The following is a 16,772-nucleotide window of genomic DNA, read 5'->3' as shown; positions in this document are numbered from 1 at the left end:
CTACGCACGGGAGAGGAACATGAGACCGAAGGTACCAGGCGGCCGGTCCCTCGGCCACGGGGCCGGCCGCCTGGCGGTCACTTCTGCGGGCTGAGCTCCGGGCCCAGGGAGGAGAGCTTCTCGCGGGAGATCACTCGCTTCGGCGGCCAGGTGATGTTGTCCGGGGGCCACTTCTGGCCGGTGCGGCGGAGGAACCACGCCGGAGGCTCGTACATGGGCGGCTCGTAGTCGTCCGGGAGGGCGGTTTTCCAGTCGACGTCCTTGGTTCGTTCCGCGAACTCTGTCTTGAGGGCCTTCAGTCGCTCCGGCTGGGTCACCAGGTCCATAGCGGTCGCCGCCAGGTACTTCGCGGCTGCGAGCACCGCCGCCCGGCCCGGGGCGGAGGCCGCGCAGGCGGCCGTGGACCAGGTGTGCATCTTGGTGCCGATGGGGGCGAGGGCCGCGCCCATGGAGACGGTCGGGACGTTCCAGCTGATGTCGGCCACGTCCGTGGAGCCGCCGCCCATGAAGACCGGGTTGGGCGGGGTCAGTTCACCGATCTCGGTGTGCATGCCCTTCTGTGGGAGGCCGAGGGAGTCCTGCAGCTCCTTGGCGAGCTGCTGCGCCTCGTCGGTGAAGTCCGGCGGGCCGATCTGCCGCATGTTCTCGTGCAGCAGCTCCGCGAAGGCCCTCGCCGGGAGCTGGTTCCAGCAGGCGGACGTGATGCGGTGGCTCACCTTCGTCTGCGAGGCGGTGGCCGCGGCCTCGGACACGGCGATCACCTTGTCCAGCAGGACCTTGACCCGGGCCGGGCTGCCTTCGCGCACGTAGTACGAGATCTCGGCTATCTCCGGCGTCACATTCGGGATGTCGCCGCCGTTGTTGATGACCCAGTGGAGGCGGCCGGAGGGGGCCAGATTCTCCTCGCGCAAGAATTCCGACATCGTCGCCATCATCACGGCGGCGTCGAGGGCGCTCTTGTTGCCGAGCGGAGTCCCGCCGTGGCCGGCGACGCCCAGGAAAGTGAAGGTGACGGCGGTCATCGCCGTGCTCGAGCCCCAGCCGGTCGCGTTGGCGGTCGACGGGTGCCAGTCGAGGAAGGCGTCGAGGCCGTCGTACACGCCCTTGCTCACCGCGTACGTCTTGCCGATCAGCGTCTCCTCGGCGGTGGAGCCGAAGAACTTCACCGTCACCGGCTTCCGGTGCTGCCGCGCGGCGCGGGCGACGGCGGCGGCCGCGGCGGCAGCGGCGGTGCCGAGCGCGCTGTGGCCGCAGCCGTGGCCGGGGCCGTAGCCGGGCGCGAAGGGATCGTGGACATACTCGCGCGGGTCGTGCTGCCCCACCCCGCTCTTCTGCGAGAGGCCGGGCAGCGCGTCGTATTCGCCGCTGAAGCCGAGGACCGGCCCGCCCTCGCCCTCCCGGAAGGTGGCGGTGAAGGCGGTCGGGAAACCCGCCGTGCCGAACTTCACCTCGAAGCCCGCCGCTTCGAGGAAGTCGGCCTGCGCGAGCGACGACCGCCACTCGCGCAGGGACAGCTCGGCGTGCTCCCAGATGGTGCTGTTGAGCTTGGTGATACGGGCGGAGTTGCCGTCCACCCAGGCGAGCGCGGCCCGCTTGGCGGGGCTGTCCTCGGCCAGACCCTTCGGCGGCTCGTACGCACCGGCGGCGGCCTCCCGCGGCGCGTCGCCGGCCGCGGCCATCGCCGGATCGGTCTCCGCGACCGTCATCGCGGAGGTCAGCCCGGCGGCGCCGAGCAACTGGACGATCCGGCGCCGGGAGAGCGCCGGGTCGCCTTGTCCTGCGACGAGTCCGTCGGTGACCTCGTGGTCGTGCTGGTCGTGCAGGTCACACACAAGCGCCTCCGGGGGGTGAGGATGGGTGTAACGGCCAACTGAACGGCGAGTGACCAGCACCCTGGACCTCAGACGTTTCCCTGTCAACAGCGCGTGATTACATGGGAGTTACACGTGTAACCCGGAGCAGACCGGAGCAGAGGAGCCCCCGATGCCGCTCGAAGATTTCGACCGCTACCCCTTGCTCTTCGGCCCCAGCCCCGTCCACCCGCTGGACCGCCTCACCGCCCACCTCGGTGGCGCCCGGATCTGGGCCAAGCGGGAGGACTGCAACAGCGGCCTCGCCTACGGCGGCAACAAGACCCGCAAGCTGGAGTACCTGCTGCCCGACGCCCTCGCGCAGGGCGCCGACACCTTGGTCAGCATCGGCGGCGTGCAGTCCAACCACACCCGCCAGGTGGCCGCCGTCGCCGCCCGCGCCGGGCTGAAGGCCGTACTGGTCCAGGAGAGCTGGGTCGACTGGCCGGACGCGGTGAACGACAAGGTCGGCAACATCCTCCTCTCCCGCATCATGGGCGCCGACGTCCGCCTGGTGCGGGCCGGCTTCGACATCGGCGTCAAGGACAGCTGGCAGCAGGCCCTGGACGACGTCCGCGCGGCCGGCGGCACCCCGTACGCCATCCCGGCCGGCGCCTCCGACCACCCGCTGGGCGGCCTCGGCTTCGCACACTGGGCGGCGGAGGTGGAGCGGCAGGAAGCCGAACTCGGCGTCTTCTTCGACACGATCGTCGTCTGCAGCGTCACCGGCAGCACCCAGGCCGGCATGATCGCGGGCTTCGCCGGCCAGGACCGCCCGCGCCGGATCCTGGGCATCGACGCGTCGGCCAAGCCGGCGCAGACGCGGGCGCAGGTGGCAAGGATCGCGCGGAGCACGGCGGAACTCATCGATATCGGGCGGGAGGTGCGCGACGACGAGATCGTCCTGCTCGAGGGCTGGGCCGGTGATGTGTACGGCATCCCGGTCGAATCCACCGTGGCGGCGATCGAGCTCGTCGGCCGCCTCGAAGGCGTCATCCTGGACCCCGTCTACGAGGGCAAGTCGATGGCCGGGCTCGTCGACCTCGTCCGCTCCGGAGACATCCCGCGCGAGTCGAATGTTCTCTACGCACACCTGGGCGGGCAACCGGCGCTCAACGCCTACAGCGGCGCGTTCCGGTGAGGGTGCGCCGCTTGCTGCGATCATGACTCGATGACCCGGATCTTGACCAGGAGCGACCTGCAGGCCGTGCTGGAGCCCGCGGCGTGTCTTGAGGCGCTGCGCACGGGCTTTCGGGAGGGCGGCGGGGAAGCGCGGCGGGTGAGCGCCGGGCTGCCGTTTCCCGGTACGGCGACCGCCCTGATCCCCGGTGTGCTGCCGGGGGTCGAGGCGTACACGGTGAAGGTCAACGCGAAGTTCCCCGGCGCCGATCCGGCCCTGCGCGGGGTGGTGTGCCTGCACAGCGGGGTCGATGGTGAGCTGCTGGCGCTGCTGGACTCGGCGACGATCACGGCGTGGCGGACCGGGCTTGCGGCGGCCCTCGGGACGCATCTGCTGGCGCCGGCCGGCGCGGCGACGGTCGGTGTGGTCGGGGCCGGTGCGCAGGCGGAGCTGATGGTGCGCGGGCTGCGGGCGCTGCGGCGTATCGAAGAGCTGGTGGTGTGCGATACGGACCCGGCCCGGGCCGCGGCATTCGGCGTGCGGCACGGTGGGCGGGCGCTCGCCTCGGCCCGCGAGGTGGCGGCAGCCGCCGATGTCGTGCTGCTCGCCACGTGGGCGCGGGAGCCGCTGCTGCACCTGGACGACACCCGCCCAGGACAGCACCTCACCTCCCTGGGCGCCGACGAACCCGGCAAGCAGGAGCTCGCGCGCGACCTGCTCGACTCCGTGCTGCTCGTCGTCGACGACCGGCAACTGGCCGCCACCGGCGGCGCCCTGGCCGCCGCCGGCCTCCCGCCCGAGGCCGCCGACGCCACCCTCGGCGAGATCCTCTGCGGCGCGCACCCCGGCCGCACGGACGGTCGACGCCGCAGCGTCTACGCCCCCGTCGGCCTCCCGTGGCAGGACCTCGCGCTGGCCTGGCTCGCATACGAAGCGGCAGCGCGCGGGGGCGTAGGCGCGGAGGTGGACCTGCTCGGCTGAGCTATCGAGGGGCGGCCGGGAGCCAGACACGCATCGCCGACGGGCCCCGCTCCGCCCACTGGTGGTAGGGGACGAGGGGGACTTCCGTCGACTGGGCCGGCGTGTCTCTCGGAGCGGGGCGGTTGTCGTAGGGCCAGGCATGATCCGCGTCGGTGGTGGCCGAGGCGCGGATCAGAGTCCCGCCCGAGCGGTCCGTCGGGGGCGAGGCGGTATCCACCGCGATCGCGTCCAGCGTGAGGCCCGGCGGCAGGTCGACGGATTCGGCGCACAGCACCAGCGGGCCGCGTTCCACGGCCACGCAGCCGCGGAGGGCGTCGATGCGGGGGTCCGGCCAGGTGTGGCGGGGGGACAGCGGGAGGTGGAGGCGGAGTTCCTCGCCGACCCGCAGCCGGCGCTCCACCACCACCGCCCCGGGCGCTGCCGGCCGGCGGCCGCCGCCTTCCTCCAGCCAGGCGCCATCCGCCCAGGCCGGTACCCGCAGCCGGAGCGTCACCGGCGCGGGGGGTGCCTGGCGGACCCGTATCGCGATGGTGCCGTCGTCCGGATACGCCGTCTCCACGTCCAGGGCGATCGGGCTGCCGTCGCCCAGCGTGGCGTCGATGCGGGCGTCGGCGTACTGCAGGAGCGTCAGCTCCCGCTCGCCCGCCACCGTGGCCAGGTACGTTTGCCAAGTGGCAAGAGTGCGCGCGACGTTGGTAGGGCAGCAGGAGACGTCGAACCAGGCGGCGCGGGTGCCCCCTTCCGCGCGCCGGCTGACCGCGCCGTCGTCGGCTGCCGGGCCGGGAGCGCGCTGGTGCAGCGGATTCGCGTAGAAGAAGGCGCGGCCGTCGGAGCGGGGGGAGGCGGCGATCAGGTTGTAGCCGGTGCGCTCGATCAGATCGGCATATTTCAGGTCGCCGGTGGCCAGGTAGAGGCGCCAGGAGACCATGACCGAGGCGACGCCGGCGCAGGTCTCGCAGTACGCGCGGTCGGCGGGGAGCTCCCAGTCGTCGCCGAAGGCCTCGCCCTGGTGGCGGGAGCCCATGCCGCCGGTGAGATACGTGCGGCGGGCCACCGTGTGCGCCCACTGCCGCTCGACGGCGGCGAGCAGTTCGCCGTCGTCCGTCTCCACCGCCACGTCCACCGCCGCGGCCGCCAGATACAGCTGGCGCACCACATGACCGCGCCAGCTCCCCGCCGTGCGGACCGGCTCGTCGTCCTGGAAGTACGCGGCGCCGCCGATGCCGAACGGGACGTTGGCGAGGCGGCCGTGACCCCGGCGTTCGACGAAGAGCCGGGCCTGCTCGACGTACCGCGGCTCGCCCAGTGCGCGGCCCAGCTCCGCCAGGCCCGCCTCGATCTCCGGGTGGCCGCAGATGTCCGGCCTGCCGGACGGGCCGAAGACGTCGCAGACGTGGTCGGCGGCGCGGCGGGCGACGGCGGTGAGCTCGTCCTCGCCGTAGGTGCGCAGCCGGGCCACGGCCGCCTGCAGCAGATGGCCGGTGCAGTACAGCTCGTGGCCGAACTCCAGGTCGCTGTAGCGGGGTTGGCGGCCCGGGTGGCCGTAGGCGGTGTTGAGGTAGCCGTCGGGGTCCTGGGCGCGGGCGATGCGGGCGGTCAGGCGGCGTACGGCGGCGCCGTGCACCGGGTCGGCGGTGCGGCCGTATTCCCAGGCGAGGGCCTCGAGGAGCTTGTAGACCTCGGAGTCGGAGAAGGGCCAGCCGGGGCGTTCCGGCCCGGTGGTGCCGTCGGCGGCGTGGTCGAAGTTGGCGAGCCAGCCCAGCCGCTCCATCCACTCCTCGCAGTGGGCGAGGGTGGCGGCGGCGTTGGTCTGCTGCAGCTTGGCCCAGAAGCCGCCGGTGAGGGTCACCTCGGCCATGCCGAGCGGGCGTTGGCGCCCCTTGCCCGGCGCTACGGGGCGGCCGTGCTGGTCGTCGTGCTGTGCTGCGGTCACGCTGTCCTCTCCACGTCGGTTCTTCAGTCCTTTACGGCGCCCGCGGTGACCCCGCCGGCGACGAAGCGCTGGGCGACGACGAGCAGCACCGCCGCGGGGACGGACGCGACGGCGGCGGTCGCCATGATCGAGTTCCAGGAGGTGGTGTTGTTGCCGATGTAGGCGTAGATCCCGAGGGTGACCGGGATCGCGTCCGCGGTGCGGCTGAGGGTGCTGGCGAAGACGAAGTCGGACCAGGCCCACAGGAAGGCGAAGAGGGAGACGGTCAGCAGGGCGTTGCGGCTGAGCGGCAGCACGACGGAGCGGAAGCTGCGCCAGACGCCGGCGCCGTCGATCGTCGCGGCCTGCAGCAGCTCCCGCGGGATGCCGGACATGAAGGCGGTCAGCACCATGACGCCGAAGGGGACGGCGATGGTGGAGTCCGCGAGGATCAGCCCCCAGATGGTGTTGAGCCAGCCGAGCCGGACGTAGATGGCGTAGAAGCCGATGGCCATCACCACGCTCGGGATCATCTGGGCGACCAGCAGCACGAATCCGAGCGCGCCCGCGCCGCGCGGCCGCAGCTTCGCCAGGGCGAAGGCGGCCGGGGCGGAGATGGCCAGGGTGAGCGCCACGCAGCCGAGGCCGATGCCGAGGCTGGTGGTCAGGGCCGGGAGCTGGTCGCGGAAGACGTCGGCGTAGCCGGAGAACGTCGGGTCCCAGGGGAACCAGTGCGGCGGGTCCGCGCGCATGTCCTGGGTGCGGGTGAGGGAGACGTTGAAGATCCAGTAGACCGGGAAGAGCATCAGGGCGGTGAGGAGGATGCCGGTGACGGTCTTCCAGCGGGGAATCCGTTTCTGATAGCGGGTCATACGTCCTCCTGCCGGCGCTGCAGCCGGAGATAGAGCAGGCCGAAGGCCAGCGCGATGACGATGAGGAGGTTGCCGATGGTGGCGGCCGGCGAGAAGTCGGGCAGGCCGGTGCCGAAGGCCTCCCGGTACGACCACACGGCCAGGGTGGTGGAGGAGTCGCCGGGCCCGCCGGTGGTCATGATCCAGATGACGTCGACGACCTTGAGCGTGTAGACCAGCCCGAGCAGCAGCGTGATCGCCGAGACCGGGCGGAGCAGCGGGAAGGTCACCCGCCAGAAGCGCTGCCAGGCGTTCGCCCCGTCCAGGGCTGCCGCCTCGTACAGCTCGTCCGGGATGTTCTGCAGGCCGGCGTGGAGCAGGACGAGATTGAACGGGACGCCGAGCCAGACGTTCGCGATGATCACGGCGGTGAGCGCCCAGTCAGGGGAGGTGAGCCAGTTGATCTGGCCGATGCCGAAGGCCTGCAGCGCGGCGTTGACGATGCCGTTGTCGCTGTTGAGCATCCACGACCAGGCCGACCCCGAGACGATCAGCGGCAGCAGCCACGGCACCAGGAACATGGCGCGGAGCACGCCCGAGAGCCGGAAGCCGTCGCGGAAGAAGACCGCGAGGGCGAGGCCGATGGCGTACTGGGCGGCGATCGAGACGAAGGTGAAGAGCAGCGTGTTGCGCAGCGCCGGGCCGAAGGCGTCCGAGCCGAGGACGTCGCGGTAGTTGGCGAGGCCGGCGAAGGCGGCGTCGCCCTGCACGAAGGCTCTGACCGTGTAGTCGTGCAGGCTCAGCTCGATGTTGCGGAAGAGCGGATAGGCGTAGAAGGCCAGCAGATACGCCAGCAGCGGGGCGAGGAACGCCAGCGCCGCCCAGCGGGAGGAGCGCGGTCGTCCCCCGGCCGGCCGCGAGGGCCCGGCCGGCCGGGCACCGCCGGCGCTCGCCCGCGACGCCGCGGCGGCGCCCGGTCGGGAGATGCCCCGGGTTTGCTTCGCGATGTCCACGCCGGTCACCTTGCTGACCTGTTTGTCCGGCTGGGGGTCCGGGGGTTATCCCCCGGAGGACGCAGTACCTTCATCGCGTCTCCGCCTCCGCGGTCGACTGCGCCTTGGCGAGCGCCTCCTTGGCGGACATCGACCCGGCGAGGGCCTTCTGCACGGCGGTCCAGAGCGGCTCGGAGATCTTCGGGTACTTGGTGCCGAGGTTGTCGCTGGTCCGCCCCTTGGCGGCGTGCACGGCGTCCACCCAGGGCTTGAGCTCGGCGTGCTCCTTCAGCAGCTGCTGCTGGCCGTCCTTGGTGGGCGGGATGTAGTACGCGAAGGTGTTCGCCGTCTCGACCATGCCCTTCGGGGTGGTCATGCAGTCGACGATCTTCTTGGTGGTCTCGTAGCGCCCGTCGTCCTTCTGTACGGGCGCGGTGATGAACTCGCCGCCGGTGGGGGCCGGTGCTGCCGCGCCGTCCTTGCCGGGTATCTGGATGATCCCGGTCTTGAAGTCCGCCTCCTTGGCGCTGTTGACCTGCCAGGTGCCGTTGACGGCGAAGCCGAAGTCGCCGGTGAGGAACTCCTCCCAGGTGGTGTTCTGCGAGTTGGTCTTCACCGAGTCGGGCGCGTAGCCCGCCTTCAGCCAGCCGGTCCACAGCTCCAGCGCCGCCACCGCCTGCGGCGAGTCCAGGTCGGTGAGCTCGGCGCCGCCGCCCCAGAACCAGGGCAGGAACTGGAACGAGCCCTCCTCGGTGCCGATCCCGGCGAAGGTGATGCCCTTGTCGCCCGCCGTCTTCACCTTCTTCAGCGCGGCGGTCAGCGACGTCCAGTCCTTGACGCTCGCCGGGTCGACACCGGCCCCGTCCAGGATCTTCTTGTTGTAGTAGATCGCCAGGGTGTTGGCGCCGATGGGCACCCCGTACGCCTTGTCGTCCAGCACGCCCGCCGCCAGCAGGTTCTTGTCGACGGCGGAGGTGTCGAGGCCGAGCTCCTTGGTGGTGGTGAGCATGCCGGTGTCGGCGAGCGTGGAGACGGCCGGGTTGTCGAGGAGGATGAGGTCAGGGGCGGTGCCCTCCTGGGCGGCCAGCAGCGCCTGGTTGGTGAGCTGGGTGGTGTCGTAGGCGGTGCGCTTGATGGTGACGCCCGCCTCCTTGCCGCAGGCACCGACGCGCTGCTCCCAGTCCGACGACTTCTTGTGCTGCGGATACGGGTCCCACCAGGTGTACGTGCCGCCGGACTTGCCGCTCCCGCCGCCCGAGCCGCCGGTGTCGGAGGAGCAGGCGGCCGGCGCGGTCACGGCGAGGAGCACGGCGCCGAGCAGCGCCAGGGTCCGGGCGGGTCCCCGGCTGCGGGTGCTGGTCATGGGGTCTCTCCTTGCGCGGTGGGAGTGGGGCGGCCGGTGCTGCCCCGGTCGGTGAGTTCGGGGGCGAGGAGCTCGACGGTGTACGGGTCCGTGCGGGCCTCGGCCGACGTGACGCGCCGCACCAGGCGCCGTACGGCCAGCTCGCCGAGGCGGTGTGCGGCGCTCTCCACGGCCGAGTACGGCAGCGAGAACATCCGGGCGAACTCGTCCGAGTAGCGCCCGATGACGGACAGGTCGCGGGGCGCCCGCAGCCCGCGCTCGTGCAGCACGGACGGCAGGGCGGCGGCCGCGGCCTCGTTGTTGAGCAGCAGCCCGGTCGCGGCCGGATGCGCGTCGAGCAGCCGGTGCAGCGCCCGGCCGACCTCCGGCTGCCCGGACGGGCCGAAGACCGCGTGCAGCCGGATGCCGCGGGCGGCGGCCTGCTGCACCACGGAGTCCTGCAGCCGCCAGACATACGCGCCGCCGCGCTCGACCACATGCTCCGGCTGCGAGACGAGGATCAGCTCGCGGTGGCCGAGGCGGTGCATGTGGTCGACCATGAGCCGGCCCGCCGCCTCGAAGTCGAGGTCGAAGACGTCCACGCCGTCGCAGTCGCCGGGCAGCCCGACCAGCGCACCCGGCTGCCCGGCGGCGCGCAGCAGCGGCAGCCGGGGGTCGTCCTGCGCCACGTTCAGCAGCACGACCCCGTCGACCATCCGGGAGCTGGTGATCCGGGCCAGCGCCCGCGCCCCGTCGGCCTCGCTGACCAGGAGAGTGTCGTAGCCGAGCTCGCGGGCCGTATCGGAGACGCCGAGGATGTACTGCAGCATCGCCGGGGCGAATTCGTCCTCGTGGAACTGGGCGAGCAGCCCGATCACCTTCGTCTGCGCGGTGGCCAGGGCGCGGGCCCCGGCGTTGGGCGTATAGCCGAGCTCGCGGGCCGCGTCCGCCACCCGCTGCCGTACCTCCGTGGAGATCGACCGCTTGCCGGACAGGGCGTAGGACGCGGTGGAGCGGGAGACGCCGGCGGCGCTCGCTATGTCGCCGATGGTGACGGTGCGTTCTGCCTGGTCCGTGCGCTCCGTCATGGGCGCACCGCCGAGTACGGGGCCAGGGTGATGCGGTCCAGGACGGGGGCGTACGGGGAGCGCAGCAGGATGCCGGGCCAGGTGTCCGAGGCGTAGGTCTTGCCGTCGAAGTTGGGCAGCTCCTCGGAGCGGAAGCTGATGGTGTTTCCGCCCTTCTGGAGATCGACGGGGACGGTGAGTTCCCAGAAGTTGTTCTCGTGGAAGGAGTGCGGGAAGGTCACCCGCTGGGCCTTGCCGCCGTTGACGGAGACGTCCGCGTGCCGGGCCAGCGGGTCGGGGTTGTAGTGGGTGGCCTCGGCCTGCTCGGGGTTGGCGTAGCGGATGCGCATCGCGTACTGGCCGGCGGCCGGAGCGGTGACGCGGAAGGTGGCGGTGTTGTCGTTGCCGGGCTCGCCGCCGATGTTGCGTACGGCCTTGCCGCCGGTGGCGCCGGAGAGGGTGGCGATCTCGGCCTTGCCGGTGAGGGCGGCCTCCTCGGCCTGGTACGTCTCCGGCTTGAGGGCGCCGGAGGTCTGCTCGACGGTGAGGTGGTCGAGGAGGGTGGTGCCGGAGGCGCCGGTCACGGTGACCTTGTTGACGCCGCCGGAGAGGGAGACGGCGGTCTTGCCGCCGCCTGGCTGTATGTCCTGTCCGTTGACGTTCAGCCGGGACTGGCTCCCGCCCGAGGTGTGCAGCGTGAGCGTGGATTCATCGTCAGTGGGGGAGTGGACCCAGAAGGTCGCGCTCGCGTCCTTCGCCAGTTCGACGGCCCCGGGGCCGTTGTCGGGATAGACCGCCCTGGCGCCGTTCTTGAGCGTCGCCAACTCGCCCTCGTACACCGCCCGCTCGGCGCCCGGGCCGGGCAGCGCGAGGGTGAGGCGGTCGACGATCGCATCGCCCTTGGTGGCCCGCTGTCCGTCGAGGCTGCGGGCGGCGAGGGACAGGGTGTGCTTGCCCTTGGTCAGCTTGACCTTGGTGTCGGCGTGATCCCAGACCACCCACTTGTAGCCGAGCGGCAGCTTCAGCTCCTGCTCGTCCTTGCCGTCGACCGTGAGGAAGACATTGGTCGGGCCGTTCTCCTTGACCAGGTCGTACGTGTTGAGGGAGTTGGCGAAGACGCTCAGGTCGTACGTGCCGTCCTCGGGCACGTCCACGGTGAAGTCGAGCTTGACGTCCGAGCCGCTGCGCAGGCCGCCGACGTCGTAGCCGCCCGAGGTGTAGAACTTCGAGACGTCGTCGGGCGAGCCCTCGGGCCCGTTCCTGCTGTAGCCGGAGCCGGAGTGCGCGGCGTCCTCGGCCTCGTAGCTGCCCTCCCACTTCGGGGACGGCACGGACTTCGCCTCGGCGCCGGTGGCGGGCGTGAGCACGACCTCGTATGCCGAGGACTCCTTCAGCGCGGGCAGGCCGCCGCTGCCGAAGTCGACCACCGCCTTGCCGTCCTGCACCTCGATGGTGCGCTCCGCGACGGTCCGCGGCGGGCCGGAGTCGCCGATCTGGCCGGTCCACGGGATCTCGCGGATACGGGCGTGGACCTGGCCGCCGAAGACATCTCCGGGCACGTTGGCGAACTCGACGTGCCCCGCCCCCGCCGACCCGCCGAAGATGGTCCTGGACTGCTTTTTGTCGCGGTCGAGGGTCGAGACGCCCTGCATCGTGTAGTTCTCGCCGGGGGAGGGCGGGGTGACCTTCACGGTGCGGCCGGTCATGTTGCCGTAGGCGTTGAGCAGCCACCACTGCCCGTTGGCGCGATTGGACTGGACGGCGGAGTCGGAGAGATTGCCGTCGATGTTCCAGTACGCGATGTCGGCGTCGACCTTCGACTCCTCGATCGCGGAGACCCACTGGATCATCTGGCCGGGCACCGAGGTGTGGTAGTTGAAGGCGTACTCGTTGATGTTGACCGGGAGTTGCTTGCCCTCGTGCGGGGTGCCCTGGAAGACCTCGTTTTCCCAGCCGCGGTATTTACGCACGCTCTCGCGGACCTTCTCCGGGTGGCTGAGCTCGTGCCAGGTGACGACATCGGGGACGGTGCCGGCCTCGACGGCGTGCTGCATGAAGCCCTTGACCTGCGGGTCGTACAGTACGCTGGTGTTGGGCCCGGCGATCCTGGCGTCCGGCATCTTCTGCTTGATGAGCTTGTAGACGTCGTCCCAGGCGGCGAAGTAGGCCTTCGGGTCGTCGAGCCAGCTGACCTTGTCGTAGCTCCACTCGCCGGTGCCGAACATGTTGCCCTCGGGCTCGTTGAACGGCACGAAGACGATGTTGTCCTGGTACTCGGCGGGCAGCTGAAGCACCTGGTCGACCTGCTTGGCGACCTTCTCCCGGTACGTGCCGAGCTTCTCCTCGGGCGTATCGCCCGGCCACTGGTACGGGAAGCCGCGGTGGATGTCGGTCATGTAGACGTACACGTCGCCGTCGGTGCTGTCGGCGAGCGGCTTGACCACCTCGAGGGCGTCGGCTCCCGGATGCTGCGGGCCGTCCTGGGCCTTGGTGGCGACGGTGCGCAGGTTCATGCCCTCGATGAGGTTGTTCGTCGGCACGTCCGGGCCGTACAGCCCGTAGAGGGTGCCGGAGGCGCCACCGTGGAACGCGCCGGTGTCGTCGGCGAGATCGACCTTGAGGTGGCCCGGTTCGGGGTCCGCGGCGGCGGCCGGAACGGAGAGGCCGGAGGCCAGCAGGAGGGCGCCGGCCGCGAGGGTCAGCGCCGGGCGTATCCGCCGGGTGGGGGTCCTTCGTGCTCTTGGTGGCACCATCGTTGCTGCTCCTGAGGTTGTCCCAAGGCAGTGTCGAACCGGTTCGACACTGCGGCGCATTGAGGCGATCGGTGCGTCATTCTGGAGGCGTGCGCGAGGCCCGGGCAATAGGCGTGCACGAATTCCCGTACGCTGTTCGGCATCCCGAACAACGGGGGGTGGGGCCGGCGGTGGCCGACCCCACCCAGGTCCCTCAGGCAGCCGCCCCCTGCGCCAGAAGGTCCGAAATGGCGTCCACCGTACGGAGGGTGGGGACGGGGACGCCGGTGATGGCGGCGAGTTCGATCACCGCGGCCAGGAGGACGTCGAGCTCGAGGGGCTTGCCCTTCTCCAGGTCCTGGAGGGTTGACGTGCGGTGGTCGCCGACGCGTTCCGCGCCCGCGAGCCGGCGCTCGATGGAGATGTCGGGGCGGCAGCCGAGTGCCGCCGCGACCTGCAGCGTCTCGGTCATCATCAGCTCGATGACGCCGCGGGTGGAGTCGTGCAGGCACATCTGCCGCATGGTGGCGCGGGTGAGGGCGCTGATCGGGTTGAAGGAGATATTGCCGAGCAGCTTGATCCAGATGTCGTTGCGCAGGTCGGGCTCGACCGGGCACTTGAGGCCGCCCTGCTGCATGGCCTCGCTGAACTCCTGGCAGCGGCGGGAGATGGTGCGGTCCGGCTCGCCGATGGAGAAGCGAGTGCCTTCCAAGTGGCGTACGACGCCGGGTCCTTCGAGCTCCGTCGCCGCGTACACGACGCAGCCGATCGCGCGCTCCGGCGCGAGGACGGCGCTGACCGAGCCGTCCGGGTCGACGCTCTCCACCCGGGTGCCGTCGTGCGGGCCGCCGTGGCGGTGGAAGTACCACCAGGGGATGCCGTTCTGCGCGGCGATCACCGAGGTGTGCCGGTCCAGGAGCGGCTCCACCAGCGGCCCGCACGCCGCGTAGGAGTTGGCTTTCAGGCCCAGAAAGACGTGGTCGACCGGACCGATCTCCTTCGGCTGGTCGGTGGCGGGGACGCGCGCGGTCCAGTCGCCGCGCGGGCTCAGGGTCCGTACGCCGTGCTGCTGCATGGCGGCCAAGTGCGGGCCGCGGGCGAGGAGATGGACGTCGGCGCCGGCCCGGTGCAGGGCGGCTCCGACGTACGCGCCGATGGCTCCGGCGCCGACTACTGCGACTCTCACGTGGGCTCTCCGATCGGTTGAGGGCGTTACCGAGGGGATGAGAACGAGGGGATGAGAAGGGGAGACTCATTCTGTCGACAATATATTGTCTACAGTATGTCGGAGACCTGTTCAAGAGGGCCTGAGATCCTTAAAGTTGCCCGGCATGGCCCTCCCTCTCGCCCCACCGGGTTGGAGTCGCTGGCTGGTTCCGCCGGCCGCGCTTTCGGTGCATCTGTCCATCGGCCAGGCCTACGCCTGGAGCGTCTTCAAGCCCCCGCTCGAGGCGGCGCTCGGCCTCTCCGGCACGCAGAGCGCCCTGCCCTTCCAGCTCGGCATCGTCATGCTCGGCCTGTCCGCGGCCTTCGGCGGCACCCTCGTGGAACGCCGCGGCCCGCGCTGGGCGATGGCCGTCGCCCTGTGCTGCTTCTCGTCGGGCTTTCTGCTCGCCGCGCTCGGCGCCTGGACCGAGCAGTACTGGCTGATCGTCTTCGGCTACGGCTTCGTCGGCGGCATCGGACTCGGCATCGGCTACATCTCGCCGGTCTCGACGCTCATCAAGTGGTTCCCCGACCGGCCCGGGATGGCGACCGGCATCGCCATCATGGGCTTCGGCGGCGGCGCGCTGATCGCCTCGCCGTGGTCGGCGCAGATGCTGGAGTCGTTCGGCGCGGACAGCGGCGGCATCGCGATGGCGTTCCTGGTCCATGGCGTGACGTATGCGGTCTTCATGTCGCTCGGCGTGCTGCTGGTCCGGGTGCCGCGGCCGAGCGCGGCGCCGGTGACCGGCACCCCCGCTGAGCAGGCCACCGCTACTACCGGCCCTCAGGTATCCGCCAACTCCGCCGTGCGTACCCCGCAGTTCTGGTGCCTGTGGATCGTGCTCTGCATGAACGTCACCGCGGGCATCGGCATCCTGGAGAAGGCCGCCCCGATGATCACGGACTTCTTCGCGGACACCTCGACCCCGGTCTCCGCCTCCGCCGCGGCCGGCTTCGTGGCGCTGCTCTCCGCCGCCAACATGGCGGGCCGGATCGGCTGGTCCTCGACCTCCGACCTGATCGGCCGCAAGAACGTCTACCGGCTGTATCTGGGCGCCGGCGCGCTGATGTACCTGCTGATCGCGAGCTTCGGCGACTCCTCGAAGCCGCTGTTCATCTGCTGCGCCCTGGTGATCCTCTCCTTCTACGGCGGCGGCTTCGCCACCATCCCGGCGTATTTGAAGGACCTCTTCGGTACGTACCAGGTCGGCGCCATCCACGGCCGGCTGCTCACCGCCTGGTCGACGGCGGGCGTGCTCGGGCCGCTGATCGTGAACTGGGTGGCCGACTCGCAGAAGGACGCGGGCAAGAGCGGGTCGAGTCTGTACGGGCTGTCGCTCGGCATCATGATCGGCCTGCTGCTGGTGGGCTTCGTGGCCAACGAGTTGATCCGGCCGGTCCATCAGCGCCATCACGTACCAGCGCAGCGAAAGGCGAGCGATGACGACCTCGCAGCCAAGTCGGCATGACCGCGCGGGCAGGCGCCCCGGCCTGATTCTTTTCGCCTGGCTCTGGGTCGGGGCGCCGCTCGGCTACGGGCTCTACGAGCTGGTGCGCAAGGCCGCGCAGCTGTTCACCTGATGGTTGACCGGGGGCCGGTCAGAACACGAACGGTCCCGGTGCCTGCGCGGATGTGGCATTGCAGGTCGCGGTGACGCCGAGCACCACGACCTCCAGGGATGCCGCCTCCAGGCTGTCGCCGGCGGCGACCGTGCCGGCCAGCGGGCCGGTGGAGACCGGGCTGCCGGACGGGATCGCCGGGTTGGAGCTGCCGGTGAAGGTGGTGGTGCCGGAGCCGTTCTTGGTGAGGGTGAGGGTGGAGTTGACCGAGCCCGCGCCGATGTCGATCGGCGCCGTGATCGCCGAGGTCGACACCGTGATGGTCGCGGCGGTGCCCTCCTGGGTGGCGGTGAGCGTGGCGGATCCGGAGCCGTAACTGCCGCAGTCGAAGTCGATGGTGGCCGTCGTGGGTTCGACCGCGACCGCGGACGGCGCCGTCACCAGGGCGCCGGTGGTGAGCGCGGCGGCGGCCGCGAGGGTGGTGAGAGCGGCTCGGCGGGTGCTGCGTCTGTGGATGGCTTGTGGCCTCATGGCGTCCCGCTTCCTTGTTGGGGGGATTTGGCGCGTGTCTGACGGTGGGTCAGGTCTGCGCGCTGTCGCCTATTGAGGCACCGGGGTCGTGAGGAGGCAAGAGAGGTCGGGATTTTTGACTTGACATGTTTCGGCCAAATCTTGACCTGCTTTTACGGGGGCGGGTCAGCGTCCGCCGGGGAGCCAGACCGACCAGTCGTAGAACTTGCCGCCGGGGACTTTCTTCTGCTGCGTGGGCTGCGGGGCGGGGGTGGAGCCGCCGCCGGTGGCTGTGCGGGGGCCGGAGTCGGTTGTTGTCTTGTCCTCTTCGGTGTCGCGGCTGTCGGCGTCCTTGTCCGCGTCCGCGTCCGCGTCCGCGGAGGGTGAGCTCTTGGTGCGCGAGGGCTCGGGGGTCGGCTTCGGCGTCGGCTTCGCGGAGGACGGCGGGGCGGTCGGGGTGGCGGACGGCGGCGTACGGGGCGCGGTGCCGGCGCGCTCGGAGGTGCCCGGACCCTTGTCGTCGAAGAGGCCGCCGATCTGCGGCCCGGGGAAGCTGAACAGCGCGACGGCGGTGAGCGCCGCGCCGACGGCACCACGCACCAGCCAGCGACGGGGGTCGGGGGCGGCCTCGACGGGGTCGATGCCGGCG

13 protein-coding genes and 1 pseudogene are annotated in these 16,772 nt (G+C 71.0%); 4 read left to right on the top strand and 10 right to left on the bottom strand.

Going from position 1 to position 16,772, the window contains the following annotated elements:
- Window positions 1-77: 77 nt before the first annotated feature.
- Entirely contained in the window at window positions 78-1,832 is a 1,755-nt protein-coding gene (locus tag G5C51_RS19165) for an amidohydrolase (protein WP_338118217.1), read from the bottom strand.
- 151 nt (window positions 1,833-1,983) lie between these two features.
- On the opposite strand from G5C51_RS19165, the gene G5C51_RS19160 reads away from it, so the two are divergent.
- Window positions 1,984-2,991 carry a 1-aminocyclopropane-1-carboxylate deaminase gene (locus G5C51_RS19160; RefSeq protein ID WP_165238963.1) on the top strand — a complete coding sequence of 336 codons (1,008 nt, stop codon included), beginning with the start codon at window positions 1,984-1,986 and terminating at the stop codon, window positions 2,989-2,991.
- A gap of 30 nt (window positions 2,992-3,021) precedes the next feature.
- On the top strand, window positions 3,022-3,951 hold the full coding sequence (locus G5C51_RS19155; RefSeq protein WP_165238961.1) for an ornithine cyclodeaminase family protein: 930 nt from the start codon (window positions 3,022-3,024) through the stop codon (window positions 3,949-3,951).
- Between the two features lies 1 nt (window position 3,952).
- Here the strand turns inward: G5C51_RS19155 and G5C51_RS19150 are convergent, their stop codons facing one another.
- From G5C51_RS19150 to G5C51_RS19120, 7 genes are all read right to left on the bottom strand, one after another.
- Complete coding sequence (locus G5C51_RS19150; protein ID WP_338118216.1) at window positions 3,953-5,884, bottom strand: glycoside hydrolase family 127 protein; 1,932 nt, start codon at window positions 5,882-5,884, stop codon at window positions 3,953-3,955.
- Window positions 5,885-5,907: 23 nt separating this feature from the next.
- Window positions 5,908-6,735 carry a carbohydrate ABC transporter permease gene (locus G5C51_RS19145; protein ID WP_165238959.1) on the bottom strand — a complete coding sequence of 276 codons (828 nt, stop codon included), beginning with the start codon at window positions 6,733-6,735 and terminating at the stop codon, window positions 5,908-5,910.
- On the bottom strand, window positions 6,732-7,721 hold the full coding sequence (locus G5C51_RS19140) for a carbohydrate ABC transporter permease (RefSeq protein WP_420824830.1): 990 nt from the start codon (window positions 7,719-7,721) through the stop codon (window positions 6,732-6,734). The genes G5C51_RS19145 and G5C51_RS19140 overlap by 4 nt, the downstream gene beginning before the upstream one ends.
- Before the next feature lie 76 nt (window positions 7,722-7,797).
- Window positions 7,798-9,069: a sugar ABC transporter substrate-binding protein gene (locus G5C51_RS19135; RefSeq protein WP_165238957.1), complete on the bottom strand. Its 1,272-nt coding sequence runs from the start codon at window positions 9,067-9,069 to the stop codon at window positions 7,798-7,800.
- Window positions 9,066-10,136 carry a LacI family DNA-binding transcriptional regulator gene (locus G5C51_RS19130; protein ID WP_165238955.1) on the bottom strand — a complete coding sequence of 357 codons (1,071 nt, stop codon included), beginning with the start codon at window positions 10,134-10,136 and terminating at the stop codon, window positions 9,066-9,068. The genes G5C51_RS19135 and G5C51_RS19130 overlap by 4 nt, the downstream gene beginning before the upstream one ends.
- Complete coding sequence (locus tag G5C51_RS19125) at window positions 10,133-12,868, bottom strand: carbohydrate-binding protein (protein WP_165238953.1); 2,736 nt, start codon at window positions 12,866-12,868, stop codon at window positions 10,133-10,135. Before G5C51_RS19125 ends, G5C51_RS19130 begins: the two co-directional genes overlap by 4 nt.
- A 193-nt stretch (window positions 12,869-13,061) precedes the next feature.
- The gene (locus G5C51_RS19120; RefSeq protein WP_165238951.1) at window positions 13,062-14,033 is read right to left on the bottom strand and encodes a 2-dehydropantoate 2-reductase; all 972 of its coding nucleotides are present in this window, start codon (window positions 14,031-14,033) and stop codon (window positions 13,062-13,064) included.
- A gap of 145 nt (window positions 14,034-14,178) precedes the next feature.
- On the opposite strand from G5C51_RS19120, the gene G5C51_RS19115 reads away from it, so the two are divergent.
- A complete protein-coding gene (locus G5C51_RS19115) occupies window positions 14,179-15,522 on the top strand; it encodes an OFA family MFS transporter (protein ID WP_165238949.1) in 1,344 nt (447 codons plus the stop codon).
- Complete coding sequence (locus tag G5C51_RS19110; RefSeq protein ID WP_165238947.1) at window positions 15,494-15,634, top strand: MFS transporter small subunit; 141 nt, start codon at window positions 15,494-15,496, stop codon at window positions 15,632-15,634. The genes G5C51_RS19115 and G5C51_RS19110 overlap by 29 nt, the downstream gene beginning before the upstream one ends.
- A gap of 18 nt (window positions 15,635-15,652) precedes the next feature.
- On the opposite strand, the gene G5C51_RS19105 is transcribed toward G5C51_RS19110, so the two are convergent.
- Both G5C51_RS19105 and G5C51_RS19100 read right to left on the bottom strand, forming a co-directional pair.
- On the bottom strand, window positions 15,653-16,144 hold the full coding sequence (locus tag G5C51_RS19105) for a hypothetical protein (RefSeq protein WP_240929767.1): 492 nt from the start codon (window positions 16,142-16,144) through the stop codon (window positions 15,653-15,655).
- Window positions 16,145-16,309: 165 nt separating this feature from the next.
- Window positions 16,310-16,772: pseudogene (locus tag G5C51_RS19100) on the bottom strand (hypothetical protein); the annotation flags it as partial.

This window comes from Streptomyces coryli (assembly GCF_011044975.1).
Classification (GTDB): Bacteria; Actinomycetota; Actinomycetes; order Streptomycetales; family Streptomycetaceae; genus Streptomyces; species Streptomyces coryli.
This window is presented reverse-complemented; position numbering and strand designations above follow the sequence as displayed.